Origin of the sequence: Marinifaba aquimaris, from assembly GCF_013328345.1 — a bacterium.
GTDB classification, from domain to species: Bacteria; Pseudomonadota; Gammaproteobacteria; order Enterobacterales; family Alteromonadaceae; genus Marinifaba; species Marinifaba aquimaris.
This window is the reverse complement of the sequence record NZ_JABULX010000005.1, coordinates 137,654-154,321: the sequence shown is the minus strand read 5'-3', so window position 1 is coordinate 154,321 and position 16,668 is coordinate 137,654. Positions and strand designations below refer to the sequence as shown.

Here is a 16,668-nt window from a genome sequence, read left to right as displayed (position 1 = left end):
AATGTTAAAGCAATTTATCTCAAGTTTTTTACTCGCCTTTTGTGCCATCAATCCGCTTAATGCTACAACTATTTTTGATAAGCACAGGGATAGAGCCATACCAGCGGCGATTCACTTTCCTGACAAGCAAACTCAATGTTCAACGACAACTCAGTGCCCAGTTGCTTTCATTAGCAATGGTTACGGTGTTCCCCACACTGAATATCAATTTTTAGTCGAGCTACTAACTCAGGCGGGTTATTTAACAGTGTCGGTAGGCCATGAAATAAAAAACGATCCGCCACTGGCAGTATCGGGGGACCTATTTAAAAACAGAAGTGAAAACTGGCAACGCGGCGCAGCCACTTTAGCTTTTTTGCAGCAAGACTTGGCAGCCAAATACCCCAGCTATAACTTTAAAAAAATATTGTTAGTGGGGCATTCAAATGGCGGCGATATATCCGCTTGGTACGCAACTGAAAAGCCTGCATTGGTCGATAAAATTATCACTTTAGATCACCGCAGAGTCCCTTTACCACGTAACCCCAACTTGCCCATTTTATCGATTCGCGCCAGTGACTTCCCTGCTGATAAAGGCGTCTTACCCGAGGCTAATAACCGACAAAAGCACGCTATTTGTGTTGTCAAAATAGCAGATGCAAAACACAACGATATGACAGATTTAGGCCCGAGTTGGTTAACGCAACACATGACTGAATCTATTACGCGCTTTTTAGACAACGAAGCAATCCAAACGCAAAAAACCGGTCAAAATAATCCCCAACCATTAAAAGGATAACCAATGAAAAAATTACTGGCTTACTTATTGGTTTGTTGTTTTTTACCCAATTTTGCCGTCGCAGAACAATCTGAAACAGAGTATTGGTTGGAGCTAATTAATAAATCGAAAACCATTTTAATTGGTCGCTATCACGAAGTAGAGCAAGATAGCTATAAATTGGAAATAAAGTACGGTTGGGGAGCTGAAATTGAAGATAACATCAAGCAATCGAGCTTTGGTTATGTTAATACCAAAGAAGATTTGATGATTTTTTTATCGGATAACAAAGGTTGGCTTATCATAACCTTGGAAGAAATCCCCTATGCAGAAGCCGCTCTACCCTATAAGCTTTTAGGCAGCCCGGAATGGGCCATGGTTGATGGGCATATCGCACATTACTAAACAAGATTGATAAAAGGATATAACCATGCGATTTTACCTGCTGATCATGCTATTTATCGCGTCATTTAAGCTGTTTGCCAGTGATGCTCTCGATGTGAAAAAGTGGCAAAGCGATATCCAATATTACACCGCACAGCTCAAGCAAAATCACATTGACTTATTCCACTCACAAAGCGAAACCCAATTCGAGCAAAAACTTGCGGATTTAACCGCTAACTTACCTAACATGACGCGCAACCAAGTTTTGGTTGAATTGATGAAGATCACCCAAAGTATTGGCGACGGTCACACTGCTTTTCCATTATGGGCGGCAAAACTAAACAGTTTTCCTTTTGAACTCACCCATATTAATAACCGTTTCTATGTGACACATACTACTCATGATTATCGAAAATTACTGGGTGCAGAGTTAGTATCAATTGATGGCCAACCTATTTTAGAAATTGCTCAGGCCGTTAACCAAGTGGCCCAATTTGTCGAAAACCCATACTCGTTGAACGTCAGAACAGCGCGTTACTTACCCAAAGCAGAAATACTCAATGGCTTGGGCATTATCGCTGATTCAGCACAAGCTGAGTTTACTTTTCGCAATAACAAAGTGCAGCATGTAGAAACCCTTAAAAGCAGCCGCAAATACCAATACACTGAGTTCATTAGCTATCGCAATGAAGCGCGTTTTCGTATTGAAAAACGCGCAACTGAAGATCTCTGGTTTGCCGGTTCAGCCGATAAACAAGCGGTTTATTTTAAATTTCGCCACTATGCCAGTGTTTCACAAATGGACTCACTTGCTGAAAAGTTACTGGACTACATCAATAACAACCAATCTAAAAAGTTAATTATTGATTTACGCGATAACTACGGCGGCGATTTTTTTGCCGGCTTAAAGCTCGCCCAACACTTAGTACTGGCCGACAGTTTAGATTGGCGTTCAGGGGTATTTGTATTAATTGATAATGTGACGTTCTCAGCTGCAATGAGTAATGCTGCGCAATTTGCTCAAATACTCAATGCCACTTTAGTAGGTGAACCAACGGGCGCTAAACCATCTGGCTATCAGGATATGGGACAGTTCACTTTGCCAAATAGCAAACTCAAAGTGACTTATTCAAAACGCTTGTACCACTTCCAAACTTCAGGCAAAGATGCGGTTTATCCTGACCACACTATACCCATGAGCATCGAAAACTACATTAATCAAACCGACCCACAATTGCGCTGGGTATTGAAACAAGCCGATTGGCAATAACCATCACATCTAGCTATTTACTTACCCAGCGGCTTGTCTTACATTCGATAAAAAATTCAATTAGGACAGGCACTTGGGTAATAAAATACTACGATTTTTTGAAGTCACCGGGATCTTTCTCTCCGTTTTAACCGTCATATACTCTGGTATTATTTGGTACGCAGAAAGTGAAGACAGATTAAAAGCCAAACACTATACCGCTTGGCAAGTGATCAATAGTGCCAATGGCTCAATTGGTGATGGTGGCCGAATTCACGCTTTGCAAGATTTAAATTCAGATGAAGTTGATCTCACTGCGGTTTCGCTAGCCAATGCTTATTTAAAAGGGCTTAACTTAGTTGGTGCCGACCTGCATCAAGCAGATTTAAGGCATGCCGATTTACAAGATGCAGATTTTACCTGTGCCGACTTATCGGGTGCAGATTTAACCGGCGCGAACTTAACTGGGGCTAAATTTAAATATGCCTATTTGTACGGTGCTAAGTTGGATCAAAGCCACTTGGCCAATACTGACTTTACCCAAGCCAACCTCTATCACGCTTCGCTACTCAAGCTCAGTAAAAACGAACCGATTCTTCAAGGTACATCATTGTGTGAAGCCGTATTAGCTGATCAATCTTTTGGGGCTTGCATTGATTATGACGATCAACAAAGAAAGCAGTTTTGCCAAACCTATCGCGGTAACCGCGTAGATCGCAGTGAAACAAAATCGGGTTGGATGCAGTCAGATTGGCAAAGAGCTCAAGCGAACTAAATTAATGAACATTACCCTAAGCGGCTAACCCATATTCTTGGGTCGCTTATTTAATCTTGTCATATTATCTGCTCACTAATTCAGCTATATTGGTTGAGCACGTCAGGGAAGTGGTAGTCGGCGTGAACACTTCTAGTAAAACGTATTTATAAAAAGGAAAAGAATATGAAACGTTTAACCTTGGCATTAATGGTACTCATGTTATCTGCCTGCGTTTCGGTGGAGTATGTGACTCCATACGATCCTGTGATTGATAACGGCATTAGAGAATACAAAGAATCAATTAACACCTTAGCCAAAAACTTAGGTGATCAGGCAGGTACTGAAGCGGGTACTTACGAAGCAAACTTGGCGCATTACAATGCATTAGAATCTAAAATTGATTTGTTAATTGAGCGCGCTAATCTGCAATCAGCTGGACGCGGCTGTCGATTAGCTGAAGGTATTTCAGCGCAATTAGCTAAAGTTGCGCCAGAGCCTATGATTCAGACCGAAGAAGGTGACAGCTATGGCTGCACTGAACGGTTATTAGTTTTAGTTAAAGATCAGCTGGATTTATTGCAAAACATTCATCAAAGCGCTGATAAATGTAATGCGATGGCAAGCCCTCGTGGCACGAAGATCTCTTGTTTACGCGCCACCACAAGTAAAGCAGCAATGAAGATCACCAACCAATCAATTAATGCCGTTTGGGTAGTAGAAACTGCAAAGAAAAATGGAGATAACGGATAATGTCTGTCAACTTTGAGCAAGTATTAGCCAATATATTAGATTCAGCTGCCAGTGCATTTGGTGACGGCTGGGACTCGATTAAAACGTACGCCCCGGCAGAGTTTAAAAAAATCAGTTCGCAAATTGTCGAAATAGCCGAAAACGTTGCTAAGTATCAACTTAATGACAATGAAGGTTACTCTGCACAAACAGGTAAGCTTTTATTGCAAATGCAGCGCAATGCAACAGAGGGCGTGCTCGTGGCCGTCTCAACATTAACGTTAATTGCGGTACAAAACGCGATTAATGCTATTTTTGCTTCACTTAGAGAAACGTTTAACGACGCTTTAGGTGCAATTTTATAGCGCTAAGCTTCAAGCCAAGATCGCACTTTGGCCATATTGGCGCGACTGACCAGTGCAGTTGCGCCACTTTCTAAAATCAAGGTTCCCTCTCGACCTTTCCTATCTAACTGCTCAACTTTTTTCAAATTAACCCAATATGAACGATGGGTTTGCCAATCTTGGGCGCTGGGCAAAAATGGCGCTAAATCGGCAATCGCATCTTTTAAGTTATACAAAATGAGGCTTTGTCCATGTGCAGTGATCACACTCAAATAATGCAGTTCAGCCTTCAGCGCGATTAAATCGTCCAGGCTATCGAGCTCACATAGATTAAAAAAGTGCGGTAATGTCTGCCCATTCATGTTTGACTCATGGTCAGTTAATGTTTTTTCATCAATGGGCAAAGCATGCTCAGTTGGCGTCAGTAGTTGTGTCGAATCTTGCTGTTCAGCTTTACCTTTTTGAGTGCGGAACTCAACACCTAATAACCAAGGTAAGTTCATAAAAAACCAGCAAAAAATACTGGGCGGCGCCATATTAATCCATTCTTCAATTAAAAAGCCTAGGGTAAAACCTTCGATACCAAGCCAGTAAACATCGATGGCGAGTGAGAAAGGTGTGAAGAACAAAGACGCGATAAAGCCTGCAATAATCAGCCTCATCCACTCTGGCAGACGGCCCAAGCGACCAAATATCAAGTAATGCGATAAAACAAAGAAGCCAATAGCACTGAAGGTTTGCAACTGCCACTGCACAAAGGTAATGCCAAACGGATATTGGTTTTCGTCTGACACGAAGGTGAAAATACAGCCCAGCACAAAAGCTATGCTCGAGAAATAATGCAGAGGGCTGATATCCCCCAGCCTGAAATGCCTATTCATACAATAGTTTTGCCCATCTATTCAAAAGCCAAAAACACGAAAATCCACGCTGTATTCTGGGCGTATCAAACGAACAAGATTCAACACAACTCAGAAACAAAATTATGAAAACAAAATTAAAACTTATCTCAATCGCGATTGCAGCAAATTGCGCTACATACGCACAAGCGAACGATAACTTACCTGAGGAAGATATCGAACGCATTACAGTATTAGCAACTCAAAGTAACGGTATCAAAATCAGCACCAGTGATTTAATTAAATTACCTGGAACGATTAACGATCCGATTCAATCACTCGAAGCTTTACCAGGGGTCGTTTTAGCAACCTCAAATAGTGGTGGTCCAATAGGCGAACCCGCCATTAGAGGTAGCTCAAGTAAAGATAACCTCTATATCACTGACGGCTTAGATATGGGTTACATCTTTCACAACGACGGTTTAAGTGTTTACAACCCATTATTGATCGAAAGCTTTGAATTAAAAACCGGTGCTTGGTCGCCACAATATGCCGACGCCAACGGTGGTGTTATCGTCACACAATTACGTGACCCAGACGCAGAACGATCGCAAAAAGTACTCGATTTAAGCATTGCACGCTCTGGCTTTTTATATGAATCAGGCATTAGCGACGATTTAGCTTTTTATGTGTCATTTCGAGAAAGTTTAGTTCATACCTATGTCGATAACTTTATTGAAGATGAAGAGTTTTCATTTAAAGAAGCGCCGCGCAATAGAGATTATCAAAGCAAATTATTGTGGCAGTTAGATTCGGCCAATAGCTTGCGCTTCACCGCTCATGGCGCCAAAGATTACGTCGAAATTGAATTTGATGAAGACGGACGCGACATAGGTAAAAACCCAGATTTAGCCAGTGGTGAAAGACAAGAAGTTTATTATCACAGCCAAGCTGTCAGTTGGTTAAGCGAGCAAGATAATTGGGAGTTTAATACGAGCTTGAATCACTTGGACAGCAATCAACAAGAACGTGAAGGTGATATTTTCAGCTGGGATGCCGACATCAAACAAATCATTTTCAAAAATCACAGCCAGTACTTTGCAGATGATTACACCTTGAGTTTAGGTCTGCAAATTACCGATACCCAAGTCGATTATGTTTACGCTGGCCGCGCCTTACCTTGTAATACTGAATTTGAGGTTTGCCCTCCCACTTATTTCAGCCCAACATTTGAAGATGTAGGTAGTATCGATCAACTCGATTATAACGTGTACGCCAATTTAGAAGGTGAGTTAAGTGCAAACTGGCGCTATCAATTTGGCGTATCGGCCATCGGCAATGATTTTAATAACGAAGACTACATAGAACCAAGAGCCAGCCTCGCTTGGCAAATGAACGATAAAAACCGGTTAACCTTGAGTTATGGCCAGCACCATACTTGGATCAAAGACTATCGCTTATTGACTCAAGAACTTGGTAATCCAGAGCTAGAAGCCAGTGAATCAACCCACTATGTATTGAGCCTAGACAGTGAATTAGAAGATGGCTGGCAAGTTCGCACTGAACTTTACTACAAAGACTTAGATAACCTAGTCGTCGCTAACCCTGCAGCTCAAGCAGATGGTCCAGGTCAAATCATCCCAGATAACGTTACGACCTATTTTAACGCGGCATCAGGTAAAGCCTACGGCGGTGAGATTTTAGTCAACAAAACCTTTAGTGATAATTGGTTAGGTTGGGCGAGTTTAGCTTATTCAAAAACGGAAAGGGAAAATGACATCACAGGAGAGTCTTTCAACAGTGAGTTTGATTTACCTTGGATTGCGAACGTCGTCATTAACTATCAATGGAGCGACAACTGGACAATTGGCGCTAAATGGCGATATCAAAGTGGTCGCCGTTACACAGATGTTATCTCATCGACGCCATACACAGAGCCAGGAGAATCAGAGCCTTTGTTCTACATTCCACAATGGGGTGAGTTTAACGCCGAACAAGCAAAGGGTTATCACCGTTTAGATATCCGAGCCGATTATCAATCGAGTTTATTTGGCTATGACGCAAGCTACTATTTTGAAGTCTTGAACGTTTACGGTTCACAAACCATTCAAGAATACGAGTATTTCGAAGATTATTCAGATTACGAAAAAGACTATCAATTCCCTGATCAGCCTTTCCCTTCGGTCGGTGTCACAATCAACTTCTAGTTGGTGAATTTAGTCCTCGTTTGAGGGTTAATGTAGCGTGCCGGAGTCAGCTGCAGGCTCCGGCTTTTTTATCCTGCACCAATAATCTTAGATTTGTGCAGTTAATCGCTTAATTATTGCAAAGTGTATAAATTATAAGCAACCATATTCGTAGCTTGCTAGATAAGGACATCTTATGGACAACTCAAGATATCACTACATGGATAACCTCAGGGCGTTAGCCATGTTTGCTGGCGTGATTTTTCACCTTGGGCTGGCTTATTCACCACTGATGCATAACTTGTGGCTGGTCGCCGATCCGGTAAAAGCCAGTTGGATTGACCCGTTTTTATTTTGGTTACATACCTTTCGCATGCCTTTGTTCTTCCTTATTGCTGGCTTTTTTGCTGCGTTATTAATTGATAAAAAAGGGCTCAGTGGATTTTTGAAAAATCGGGCCGTGCGCTTAGCGCTGCCATTTGTGCTGTTTTTGCCTTTGGTATATGTCTGTTTTTTCTATGTCTTTAAAATTGGTATCAATGACATTGAAAATATCCCTCCCTTTATGCAATTGGCAAAAACTGGCCAACTGCCTAACGACAAAGCAACCACTGCCCATTTGTGGTTTATCTACAACCTATTAATGTTCTGCGCAGGTTATGCACTGCTTGTGCGTCTTGGTGTTTTTACTTGGTTAAATAAAACCTTAGATCTAACCGAAACCAGCTATCAAATTATACTGATCGTACTATTACCTCTAGCTGTCATTCCAGCACTTTATAGCCAAATAGCGCCCTTTCCAGCACCAGAATTTATTCAACCCGAGCTCTGGTCTTTTGGTTTTTACGGTTTGATCTTTTTAGCTGGTGCGCTGATTTATCAAAACCCTCAGCTTATCAATACCTTGTATCACTGGCGCTGGTATTTGTTGTTAACCGCAGTAGCGGCTTATAGTTTGTTTTACCTGCGTATTCCAAGTCATATCAGCCTTGCTGAAATTAGAGAAATGGTGATCAACGGACCTGATATCCCGACCGGTAAAGAGCAACTTATCACAGTAACCTTACAAGCATTTGCTAGCATTTATTTCACCCTATACAGCTTAGTTTTTGGTTACCAACTCTTGAATAAGCAAAGCGAGTGGAGTCGCTATTTAGCCGATTCTTCATATTGGGTTTATATTATTCACGTCCCATTGCTGGCATTTATTCAACTCTATTTGATCGACAGCAACGCCCCTATTGCGGTGAAGTTCTTAATCGCGCTAGTTAGTGTGTTTGGTTTATCATTAATTAGCTACAGCTTGCTAATACGCCCTACTTGGTTTGGTAGAATGCTAAATGGCAAAAGACAACCACCTATTGTTGAATCGACAAATACAAATTTGCCCGCCAACTAATTTTTCGCCTAGTTTGCAGCGAATCATATAAAAATCGCTGCAAACTGGGTTAAAGTAAAAGCCTAAACGTATTAGCTAATACATCTTGTTTTCAATCATTTAGGTCACGCATTTGAACCAGCCATTTAGTATCAATTGGCAAACGATAAAAACCGCCATTCTCAGTCACAAAAAGCCGCTTATCAAAGCGCATATCATCGCTTTAATAGGTGCCTTAATCAGTGTACCGATTCCGTTAATGATGCCTTTGCTAGTCGATGAAGTCTTACTCGAAAAACCAGCTTCTGCGGTCGCTACGATGAACCAGATATTGCCAGAAGCTTGGCATGGCCCCACAGCTTACATTTTAGCGATTTTGCTAGTGGCGATTGTGATGCGACTTGCCTCTATGGTGATGACTGTGTGGCAAACCCGACAATTTACCATTATCAGTAAATCGATTAGTTTGACGCTAAGGCAAAGACTGATTAATCACTTAGCTAAAGTGCAATTAAAAGAGTTTGAAGATCAAGGCTCTGCTGGCATTAGCTCGCGCTGTATTACTGATATCGAAACCTTGGATGAATTTATCAGCAAGAGCCTGTCGAACATTTTACTCGGCAGTTTAATGATCATTGGTACGGCGGTGATTTTGCTCTGGATAGACTGGCTATTGGGGTTAATTATTCTCACGCTCAACCCCGCGGTTATCATGTTTTCACGCTCGTTTGGTAAACACGTTAAAAAGCTCAAACAAAAAGAAAATGCCAGTATTGAAGCTTTACAAAATGCCTTGGTTGAGACACTCGATGCCATCGCTCAACTCAAAACGGCCAGACGAGAGCAAGAATACTTCAAACGCGTACTAGGTGCCGCCAGTGAATTAAAACAAGCATCCATTCAATCACATTGGAAAACCGATGCCGTTAATCGCTTAAGTTTTACCATTTTCTTATTGGGCTTTGAGGTATTTCGCGCCATTGCCATGTTAATGGTGGTGTTTTCTGATTTAACCGTTGGCCAAATATTTGCAGTATTTGGCTACCTTTGGTTTATGTTGGGGCCAGTACAAGAGCTACTATCAGTGCAATACAGCTACTATGGTGCAACCGCTGCGTTAAAGCGCCTTAATCAGGTAATCGGTTTTGAACAAGAGCCAGACTTTAGCAAACAAAATCAAGCCCTCAAGAACCCATTCAAGCAAAACCAAGCAGTGGCTATTGACTTTAAACAGATACATTTTGCCTATCAGCCAGATAAACCCGTACTGACTAATTTGTCGTTAACCATAGAGCAAGGCCAGCACATTGCGATTGTCGCCGCATCTGGCGGTGGTAAATCGACATTGGTGCAACTGTTGTTGGGACTTTATCAAAAACAATCAGGCGATATCCTGATACAAGGCATACCAATTGAGCAAATTGGTTATCAAACGATCCGCGAAAACGTCGCCACCGTTATGCAACACCCTATGCTATTTAATGACACCGTCAGAGAAAACCTGCAAATGGGTAGCGAGTTTAGCGAGCAAATGCTCTGGCAAGCACTAGCTGTAGCTGAGTTGGCTGATACCATCAAAGCACTAGACAAAGGCTTAGATACTCAAGTCGGCCGCTCTGGCGTTAAGCTATCTGGCGGTCAAAAACAGCGTTTAGCCATTGCTCGCATGGTGTTAACAAACCCCAACGTGGTGATTTTAGATGAAGCGACATCGGCGCTTGATACCGAAACTGAAGCTAAGGTGCACGCCAATTTAAAGGCCTTTTTACAAGGGAAAACCATTATCACTGTTGCTCATCGACTCAGTGCTATCAAACAAGCCAATCAGATTTACGTGATAGAAAAAGGTGCCGTTACTCAGCAAGGACAACACCAAGCATTACTGAGCGAAACAGGGTTTTACCAAGTTTTATACGGCACTTAATTAGTGCCGTTTTGGGCTTCGGCACGTAGCTCAGTCACTTGCTGATAACCGATCCCCCAGTTATCTGTGTTCACTTCATCAATGACAACCATAGTGGTTACTGGGCTTTTGCCAAGCACATCGACCATTAGCTGAGTCGTGCCTTTTATCAGCTGCGCTTTTTGCTCATTGGTGACCGCTTCATCGGTAATTTTGATATTGATATAAGGCATTGCTGTACTCCTTTTTATGTTAAGTCTGCATAAGTTTTATTGACGATGAGCCACTGCCCTTGTTCTTTGAGCAAGGTAAGATGATCGAGGTAACGTCGCTCAAATAAAGGGCATTCGAGTTGCACTATTGCTTGTTGCCCAAAAATAGCCAACTGGCGAATAACAAAATCATCGGCACTATTAGATTGCTCGGGAATATCGCGACTCGCCACCAAGTCCAACCACTGAGATAATGAACGTCTGACACCGGGTGCCTGTAAGTGCGCATTGTCATCAAACAAACTACGCAGTAATTCAGTATTGGCGGTGTATAAGCCGAGGCAGTATTGCTCGGCTATACGTTGCACATCAATAAAGTCTGCTTGATGGGCAAAAACATCTTTTTTCATGACTAGGCCACTTGCTCAGCACTGTGCTCAGCTTCAGCTGCAAGCGATGCTTTAAAACTATCTAAAGCATAAATACGCGACAGCATGGCTTGGGTTTTCTGGCCAATCTGAATATCGACATCAAAAAATGCATTCCAACGAGCATAGACTGCAAGCAAAATATCTGCCGGACTGAAGCTGTCTCCGCCGATGAAAGGCGCAGTCGTTAAACTGTCTTCAACAATTTGCCATAACTGGCTAACGCGATCGGCAGCAACTTGCAGCAGAGCTTGCTTTTCAGCACCTTCTGGCATGTTGTGCAGAATAAAAAATAATTTGCTATAAGCTGGGTGAACCGTGGCATTGGCAAATGCGACCGCTTCTACTGCACGTTCTTTTCGAGCCGAATCCGTTGGCCAAATATCACCAGCGTGACGGTTAACTAAAAGGTGAATGAGACTCGCCCCTTCTGTATAAACCTGACCTCCGGCTTCCAGTGCAGGCACACTGCCAGTCGGGTTAATAGCAGAAAAATCGTCTACGGCATTTTTATCGATTAATTCAAACGGCTGGTTTAGCTCGCGTAATAAAACTTGAATCGCTAATGAACAGGCATTTGGAAAATAATATAAGCGGTACATAAAACACTCCTTGGTCATACTTTGTAAGTTCAGCTTGGTCTTCATCTCGACCGACGAAAGCAGTGTAGGCAAACTCGATAGCTTGATATATAACCTGAAAGGAAATGGTATGTAGCGAAAATGGAAACAATATGGATAAACTCAAAGCCATGACTTATTTTACTGAGTTGGCAGAAGTAGGTAGTTTTACCGCAGTTGCCGAGCAGTTTGAAACCAGTAAATCAGCCGTCAGTAAAGCGATTAAACAATTAGAAGACCATCTTGGTATTCGCTTATTACAGCGCTCAACTCGCCATATCCACATGACCGACGCTGGTCGTGATTACCTCAAGCTTTGTTACTCAACCCTCAGACAAATAGAACAAGTTGAACAAACGCTAAAGCAAAACCAAGGTGAAATCAGCGGCAACTTGAAAATCAATATCCCTATGTCATTAGGGCTAACCGACTTAAACCAGTTATTTAGTGACTTTAGCCGTGCTTACCCGGGTGTAGAACTCGATATTCACTTAGGTGATGAACGATTAGATTTAGTTGAGCAAGGTTTTGATTTAGGTTTCAGGGTTTCGAGCCAACCTATTATGTCAGATTATATAGGTAAGCACTTGCATACCTTTAAGTATAGACTTTGCGCTAGTCCTGACTATGTTGCCAACAACCCCAAAATAAAGTCGATTGATGACTTAAACCATCACAACTGCCTTATTTACAGTTATCGCTTAGGTAAGAGTGCTTGGCCAATCGACCAAGGCATCAGTGTTGAAGGCAACCTTAAAGCCAACAACATCATATTTATTAGGCAGTTTGTCGAAGACAGCTTAGGTGTCGCCATGATGCCTGATTTTAGCTGCCGCCATCAATTGGCCAATGGCAGGTTAGTTGAACTTTTGCCGAATAGCGATACACCCGAGCTAAAACTCTATGCGCTTTATCCTGCAAGGCACCATTTGCCGCAAAAGCTGAACCTGTGTATCGATTTTTTTGCCGATTGGATCGCTAAGAAATACAGCCCTGAGATCAACGTACAGCAACCATTAGTTAACTAGTTAAGTCACTGAAATTGATTTGTTATTTTTCTCCAATAAGCTAAGACAGGGCTATTAATCTTAGTTAAAGTAAACACTTAATATAAGGTCAAAACCGTCTTAGCTAAGCGAAGAAAAAGACAAGGATGCACAATGGATTTAACTGCCGAGCAACAACTCAATTTACTCGAAAAAGAGTACTTTCACCTAAACCAAGTGGTCGAGTCATTTGATGCTAAATCACTGACAATAAAAGCGTGGAACGTGACACTAGCCGGTACGTTAGGTGGTGCAGGTGCTTTTACTAAACATTACGAATTACTGTTATTTGCATCATTAGCCAGCTTGTTGTTTTGGTATATCGATACTTATTGGAAAAACTTTCAATACGCTAACTATCGTCGCATTAAGCAAATTGAAGAGTATATGGCAGGGGAGCTACCCGATATTACTGTCTTTCAAATGTGTCACACCTGGAATCAATCCTATAACAACCAACCGCGCTCGCGGTTTTATCGCATTATGTTTTGGCCTCATGTTGTCCTGCCTCATGGCCTGACCTTTTTAGGCATGCTGTTGTGTTACATCGTCTTGTCCAGTCATTAAATTAAAGGCAGTCAATGAAAATAGATTGGAACTATCCCGCACCAAGGACAGGCCTAAATGGCAGCTTTGATAAATTCATTGGTCCAGGTGCCACCAAAGCAGAGCAAATCATTCAATATGTCTTGCCTGTTTTAGTCATGGTGCTAGCCCCCAGTTACGCTTATTTCTATGAACTAAATTGGTCTGGCTGGCAGTACCTCGTTTGCGGATTATTTGCTGGTGATATGGTGGGCGGTATTCTAACGAATGCAACCTCCAGTGCTAAGCGTTGGTATCACAGAGCAGAGCAAACAAAAGCAAGCCACATAAAGTTTGTCGCCACACATATTATTCACTTATTGATCGTCGCTTGGTTGTTTGTATCGATGAATTGGCTGTGGTTCGCAGCATCCGCTTTATTCTTGATGATCGCTGCTTTGTGTATCTTAAGTGTGCCTGTGTATTTGCAACGGCCGGTAGCTCAGATGATGTATATTTTCGCTTTGGTATTGAGCTTTTATGCCTTATCTATTCCACCCGGCATGGAGTGGTTTTTGCCCCTACTCTATTTCAAGCTCTTGGTCAGTTACTTGCCAAGAGAAGAACCTTATCGACCTGACTGAAGCATTAAAAATAATTTACATTTTTTTAACATTAAGTTGATCGATTATCAGTGACCCACGCGTAATGATCTATGTCGTTAAGACACTTCCAATAGAAAGCGTGTTGATTATGTAACTTGGGTTTTTCTCCCTGTGCAAAGGCTAAATCAATGGATGGTTTTAGCCTTTTTATTTTTTGCTCATTACCAAGTGTAACCTAAGCCAATACCCATTGTTCTAGGCGCGGCATACGTGACGAGTACACTGTCTAAGACATCGGTCACACCTATGGCAATATCTTCATCCAACGCATTTTTTAACCACAGCTGTACATACCAGTCGCCTTGCTGTGGTTGATAGCGCAAGCGCATATCGAGCAGTTCAAATGCATCCACTTGAGTGCGGTGGTTATTATCGTTATCTAAGTAATACTTGCCCGTATAAGCATAATGGCTTAACCAGTTCAGCGAGCCTTGTGTTGAGTCCATTAGTCGAATATTGAGATCGACACTGGCGCTATGCTCAGGCGTTCGACGCAGCTGGTTACCTGATAAGTTAGTGACATAGTTAATCGAACAATCACAACTCGGGTCGTATTGACTGTCGGTTTGCCACAGGTTGGAATTAATTTCGCTATCCATATAGGCGTAACGCAAAATCAATGTGGATGCGCTGTCAAATTCAATGGCGGTTTCAAACTCTACACCTGCAACGCTTGCGCTACTGGCATTAGCAATAAGGTTATCTGGCGTGTCACTTCCTGAGACTTGTACTAATTGCTGAGTCTGTAAATCATCGTACTCGGTCCAGAAGAAGTTCAACTGAGTAAAGGCTTTGCTATCTGCTGATTCGTGCCTAAAGCCCAATTCGTAACTGTCGGCAAATTCTTCATCATACGTCAGCGTTGCTTGTTGGGGCGATGTTGTACCCTCACCATTCCAACCGCCACTGCGAAAGCCGCGACTATAGCTCAGATAAACATTTAACTGTTCATTGTATTGCCAACTTAGTGAGGCTGACGGCGTCCACGCAGCCCAAGTTTCATCGTCTGTAATATCAAAACGAGTCGTTTGTTGACCCATGTCATCAACCAATGGCTGACCAAGCGGGTCATTGTTTACTGCGCGAGATAGGCTAAAGTCTTTTTCATCTCGAGTGTAACGTAGCGCCGTGTGCAAAATGAGATCATCGCGTAAAGGATAAGCAATATCGACAAACAGCCCTAATGTCTGATTATCTGAGCGGCTATCACTGATTTCACTGCCTTGGCTGTAAAAATTGGAAAAGAAATATTCAGGGTTTTCCAACCTGGTGACTTTTTCAGATAAAAAATAACCGCCAAGTAACCAGTCAAATTGTCCGTCGATAGCGAGTAAAACTTCTTGTGACCAACTACTTACCTCTTCGGATTTATTATTGATGTAAAAGTCATCGTTAAGGTAGCTGGGATCGTAACTGGGGTCAGAAAAATCGACCAAACCACTTGGGGTCATGGGTAAAGCACCAAAGTCGATAAAGCTACCAGCATCATTATTACTGTAACTAAAATCACCATTGACCCAAGCGGTGTTGGAGCTCAAGGTCATCTCGTTAAAAACGTGTTGATATTTAGCAACCACAGCTTGCAGCTCAGTATCAATTTCACCGTCTAGATTATTTTTGCCACGGCGAATACTGTTATTTTTCAATGCTTGGTTTTGCTCAGAGGGAATAGCGATATCAACCCAAGGTCCATTACTTTGATCACTTTGCACTAACCAAGTTAAATCGAGTGTTGAGTCTGTTGTTAGCTGCCAATTGAGTTTTGATTGCACACTCCAATGCGCATCATCATCCATCTCAGACTGGGTAAACTCATTAAATGCATAGCCTGACTGCTGGTCGTGATTTACCGCCAGTCTGACGGCTACATCGTCATTTACAGCCTGGTTAAGTACCGCATTAAACTGAATCTTATCATCTTCGCCCAATACTAAATCAGCGGTGCCATAGTTAGCTTGCTCGGCTTTGTTACTGACAAAGTTAATAATGCCACCACTGACATTTTTTCCGTACAGAACACCCTGAGGACCTTTGAGTACCTCTATTTGCTGAATATCGTGTAAGCTCAGTTGATAACCAGTCGCTCTTGGTAAGTAAATACCATCGAGAAAGATCCCCACTGAAGAATTAGCCGAAGCACTTTCGATATCACTGCCCGCACCGCGCATAAATAAATTGGGTTCAATCGGGTTATCCGCATTAGCTACTAGACCTGGAATACGGTAAATGCTGGTTTCAAAACGATTTGCAGGGAGGATATCAAACTGATCTTTTTGATAGGTAGAAAAGGCGGCAGGTAATTGTTCAATCGACTCAGCTCGCTTGCGTGTCGTTACCTCAATTTTCATCAATTGCTCAAGCGGCAAATCAAACAAGTCATCATCGTCAGCAAAAGCCGTACTGATAGGCAGCTGTAAACACAGCCCCAACAAGCTCGATATTAAGCAAAACCTTTGATTACTTGGCACTGACGAACACTCCCTGTCACTTTCACTTAAGATTAGCATTTTGAGCTGAGTTTGCCTGAAAAAACAACAATAAAAAACCAGATAAAAGTAGTGCTATCAGTAGGTTAATTTAAATTAAGTCAATTGACTTATCTCGTTACTGCTCTAGCTTTAAAAGCAGAGCAAAAATAAATTAAGA

At 42.1% G+C, this 16,668-nt stretch carries 17 protein-coding genes; 12 read left to right on the top strand and 5 right to left on the bottom strand.

The annotated features are described in order from the left end of the window. Nucleotide 1: 1 nt before the first annotated feature. The 6 genes from HR060_RS05390 (at nucleotide 2) to HR060_RS05365 (ending at nucleotide 4,241) form a co-directional block, all read left to right on the top strand. Nucleotides 2–778 carry an alpha/beta hydrolase gene (locus HR060_RS05390; RefSeq protein WP_174199257.1) on the top strand — a complete coding sequence of 259 codons (777 nt, stop codon included), beginning with the start codon at nucleotides 2–4 and terminating at the stop codon, nucleotides 776–778. Between the two features lie 3 nt (nucleotides 779–781). After that, entirely contained in the window at nucleotides 782–1,162 is a 381-nt protein-coding gene (locus tag HR060_RS05385; protein ID WP_174199256.1) for a hypothetical protein, read from the top strand. Between the two features lie 25 nt (nucleotides 1,163–1,187). Beyond that, nucleotides 1,188–2,411, top strand: a complete 1,224-nt coding sequence (locus HR060_RS05380) for a S41 family peptidase (RefSeq protein WP_174199255.1) — start codon at nucleotides 1,188–1,190, stop codon at nucleotides 2,409–2,411. A gap of 73 nt (nucleotides 2,412–2,484) precedes the next feature. After that, nucleotides 2,485–3,165, top strand: a complete 681-nt coding sequence (locus HR060_RS05375; protein WP_217434878.1) for a pentapeptide repeat-containing protein — start codon at nucleotides 2,485–2,487, stop codon at nucleotides 3,163–3,165. 165 nt (nucleotides 3,166–3,330) lie between these two features. After that, on the top strand, nucleotides 3,331–3,897 hold the full coding sequence (locus tag HR060_RS05370; RefSeq protein WP_174199254.1) for a hypothetical protein: 567 nt from the start codon (nucleotides 3,331–3,333) through the stop codon (nucleotides 3,895–3,897). Next, nucleotides 3,897–4,241 (top strand): hypothetical protein, encoded by a 345-nt coding sequence (locus HR060_RS05365; RefSeq protein WP_174199253.1) that lies wholly within the window; start codon nucleotides 3,897–3,899, stop codon nucleotides 4,239–4,241. Before HR060_RS05370 ends, HR060_RS05365 begins: the two co-directional genes overlap by 1 nt. 2 nt (nucleotides 4,242–4,243) lie before the next feature. Here the strand turns inward: HR060_RS05365 and HR060_RS05360 are convergent, their stop codons facing one another. Then, nucleotides 4,244–5,101 carry a LytTR family DNA-binding domain-containing protein gene (locus HR060_RS05360; protein ID WP_174199252.1) on the bottom strand — a complete coding sequence of 286 codons (858 nt, stop codon included), beginning with the start codon at nucleotides 5,099–5,101 and terminating at the stop codon, nucleotides 4,244–4,246. Between the two features lie 104 nt (nucleotides 5,102–5,205). Here HR060_RS05360 and HR060_RS05355 point away from each other — a divergent pair, with 104 nt between their 5' ends. The 3 genes from HR060_RS05355 (at nucleotide 5,206) to HR060_RS05345 (ending at nucleotide 10,547) form a co-directional block, all read left to right on the top strand. After that, a complete protein-coding gene (locus HR060_RS05355; RefSeq protein WP_174199251.1) occupies nucleotides 5,206–7,266 on the top strand; it encodes a TonB-dependent receptor plug domain-containing protein in 2,061 nt (686 codons plus the stop codon). Between the two features lie 175 nt (nucleotides 7,267–7,441). After that, nucleotides 7,442–8,644, top strand: a complete 1,203-nt coding sequence (locus HR060_RS05350) for an acyltransferase family protein (protein WP_174199250.1) — start codon at nucleotides 7,442–7,444, stop codon at nucleotides 8,642–8,644. A gap of 241 nt (nucleotides 8,645–8,885) precedes the next feature. Beyond that, a complete protein-coding gene (locus HR060_RS05345) occupies nucleotides 8,886–10,547 on the top strand; it encodes an ABC transporter ATP-binding protein (protein ID WP_246283092.1) in 1,662 nt (553 codons plus the stop codon). Here the strand turns inward: HR060_RS05345 and HR060_RS05340 are convergent. From HR060_RS05340 to HR060_RS05330, 3 genes are read right to left on the bottom strand one after another with little or no spacing between them, the layout of a single operon-like run. Beyond that, nucleotides 10,544–10,759: a 2-hydroxymuconate tautomerase family protein gene (locus HR060_RS05340; protein WP_174199248.1), complete on the bottom strand. Its 216-nt coding sequence runs from the start codon at nucleotides 10,757–10,759 to the stop codon at nucleotides 10,544–10,546. The two genes, HR060_RS05345 and HR060_RS05340, sit on opposite strands and share 4 nt — an antisense overlap. Nucleotides 10,760–10,773: 14 nt before the next feature. Beyond that, nucleotides 10,774–11,148 carry a nuclear transport factor 2 family protein gene (locus tag HR060_RS05335; RefSeq protein ID WP_174199247.1) on the bottom strand — a complete coding sequence of 125 codons (375 nt, stop codon included), beginning with the start codon at nucleotides 11,146–11,148 and terminating at the stop codon, nucleotides 10,774–10,776. A gap of 2 nt (nucleotides 11,149–11,150) precedes the next feature. Next, a complete protein-coding gene (locus HR060_RS05330; RefSeq protein ID WP_174199246.1) occupies nucleotides 11,151–11,768 on the bottom strand; it encodes a glutathione S-transferase family protein in 618 nt (205 codons plus the stop codon). Nucleotides 11,769–11,899: 131 nt separating this feature from the next. On the opposite strand from HR060_RS05330, the gene HR060_RS05325 reads away from it, so the two are divergent. The 3 genes from HR060_RS05325 to HR060_RS05315 all read left to right on the top strand — a co-directional run bounded on the left by HR060_RS05325 (nucleotide 11,900) and on the right by HR060_RS05315 (nucleotide 14,001). After that, a complete protein-coding gene (locus HR060_RS05325) occupies nucleotides 11,900–12,814 on the top strand; it encodes a LysR family transcriptional regulator (RefSeq protein ID WP_174199245.1) in 915 nt (304 codons plus the stop codon). A gap of 132 nt (nucleotides 12,815–12,946) precedes the next feature. Next, nucleotides 12,947–13,399, top strand: a complete 453-nt coding sequence (locus tag HR060_RS05320; protein WP_174199244.1) for a hypothetical protein — start codon at nucleotides 12,947–12,949, stop codon at nucleotides 13,397–13,399. A 14-nt stretch (nucleotides 13,400–13,413) separates the two neighbouring features. Next, nucleotides 13,414–14,001, top strand: a complete 588-nt coding sequence (locus HR060_RS05315) for a hypothetical protein (RefSeq protein WP_174199243.1) — start codon at nucleotides 13,414–13,416, stop codon at nucleotides 13,999–14,001. A gap of 182 nt (nucleotides 14,002–14,183) precedes the next feature. On the opposite strand, the gene HR060_RS05310 is transcribed toward HR060_RS05315, so the two are convergent. Then, nucleotides 14,184–16,490 (bottom strand): TonB-dependent receptor domain-containing protein, encoded by a 2,307-nt coding sequence (locus tag HR060_RS05310; protein WP_174199242.1) that lies wholly within the window; start codon nucleotides 16,488–16,490, stop codon nucleotides 14,184–14,186. Between the last annotated feature and the right edge of the window lie 178 nt (nucleotides 16,491–16,668).

What these genes read in the sequence shown, in the direction of transcription:
- HR060_RS05390 (WP_174199257.1), top strand. Translation starts at nt 2, where the DNA reads ATGTTAAAGCAATTTATCTCAAGTTTTTTACTCGCCTTTTGTGCCATC.
- HR060_RS05385 (WP_174199256.1), top strand. Translation starts at nt 782, where the DNA reads ATGAAAAAATTACTGGCTTACTTATTGGTTTGTTGTTTTTTACCCAAT.
- HR060_RS05380 (WP_174199255.1), top strand. Translation starts at nt 1,188, where the DNA reads ATGCGATTTTACCTGCTGATCATGCTATTTATCGCGTCATTTAAGCTG.
- HR060_RS05370 (WP_174199254.1), top strand. Translation starts at nt 3,331, where the DNA reads ATGAAACGTTTAACCTTGGCATTAATGGTACTCATGTTATCTGCCTGC.
- HR060_RS05365 (WP_174199253.1), top strand. Translation starts at nt 3,897, where the DNA reads ATGTCTGTCAACTTTGAGCAAGTATTAGCCAATATATTAGATTCAGCT.
- HR060_RS05360 (WP_174199252.1), bottom strand. Translation starts at nt 5,101, where the DNA reads ATGAATAGGCATTTCAGGCTGGGGGATATCAGCCCTCTGCATTATTTC.
- HR060_RS05355 (WP_174199251.1), top strand. Translation starts at nt 5,206, where the DNA reads ATGAAAACAAAATTAAAACTTATCTCAATCGCGATTGCAGCAAATTGC.
- HR060_RS05350 (WP_174199250.1), top strand. Translation starts at nt 7,442, where the DNA reads ATGGACAACTCAAGATATCACTACATGGATAACCTCAGGGCGTTAGCC.
- HR060_RS05345 (WP_246283092.1), top strand. Translation starts at nt 8,886, where the DNA reads ATGCCTTTGCTAGTCGATGAAGTCTTACTCGAAAAACCAGCTTCTGCG.
- HR060_RS05340 (WP_174199248.1), bottom strand. Translation starts at nt 10,759, where the DNA reads ATGCCTTATATCAATATCAAAATTACCGATGAAGCGGTCACCAATGAG.
- HR060_RS05335 (WP_174199247.1), bottom strand. Translation starts at nt 11,148, where the DNA reads ATGAAAAAAGATGTTTTTGCCCATCAAGCAGACTTTATTGATGTGCAA.
- HR060_RS05330 (WP_174199246.1), bottom strand. Translation starts at nt 11,768, where the DNA reads ATGTACCGCTTATATTATTTTCCAAATGCCTGTTCATTAGCGATTCAA.
- HR060_RS05325 (WP_174199245.1), top strand. Translation starts at nt 11,900, where the DNA reads ATGGATAAACTCAAAGCCATGACTTATTTTACTGAGTTGGCAGAAGTA.
- HR060_RS05320 (WP_174199244.1), top strand. Translation starts at nt 12,947, where the DNA reads ATGGATTTAACTGCCGAGCAACAACTCAATTTACTCGAAAAAGAGTAC.
- HR060_RS05315 (WP_174199243.1), top strand. Translation starts at nt 13,414, where the DNA reads ATGAAAATAGATTGGAACTATCCCGCACCAAGGACAGGCCTAAATGGC.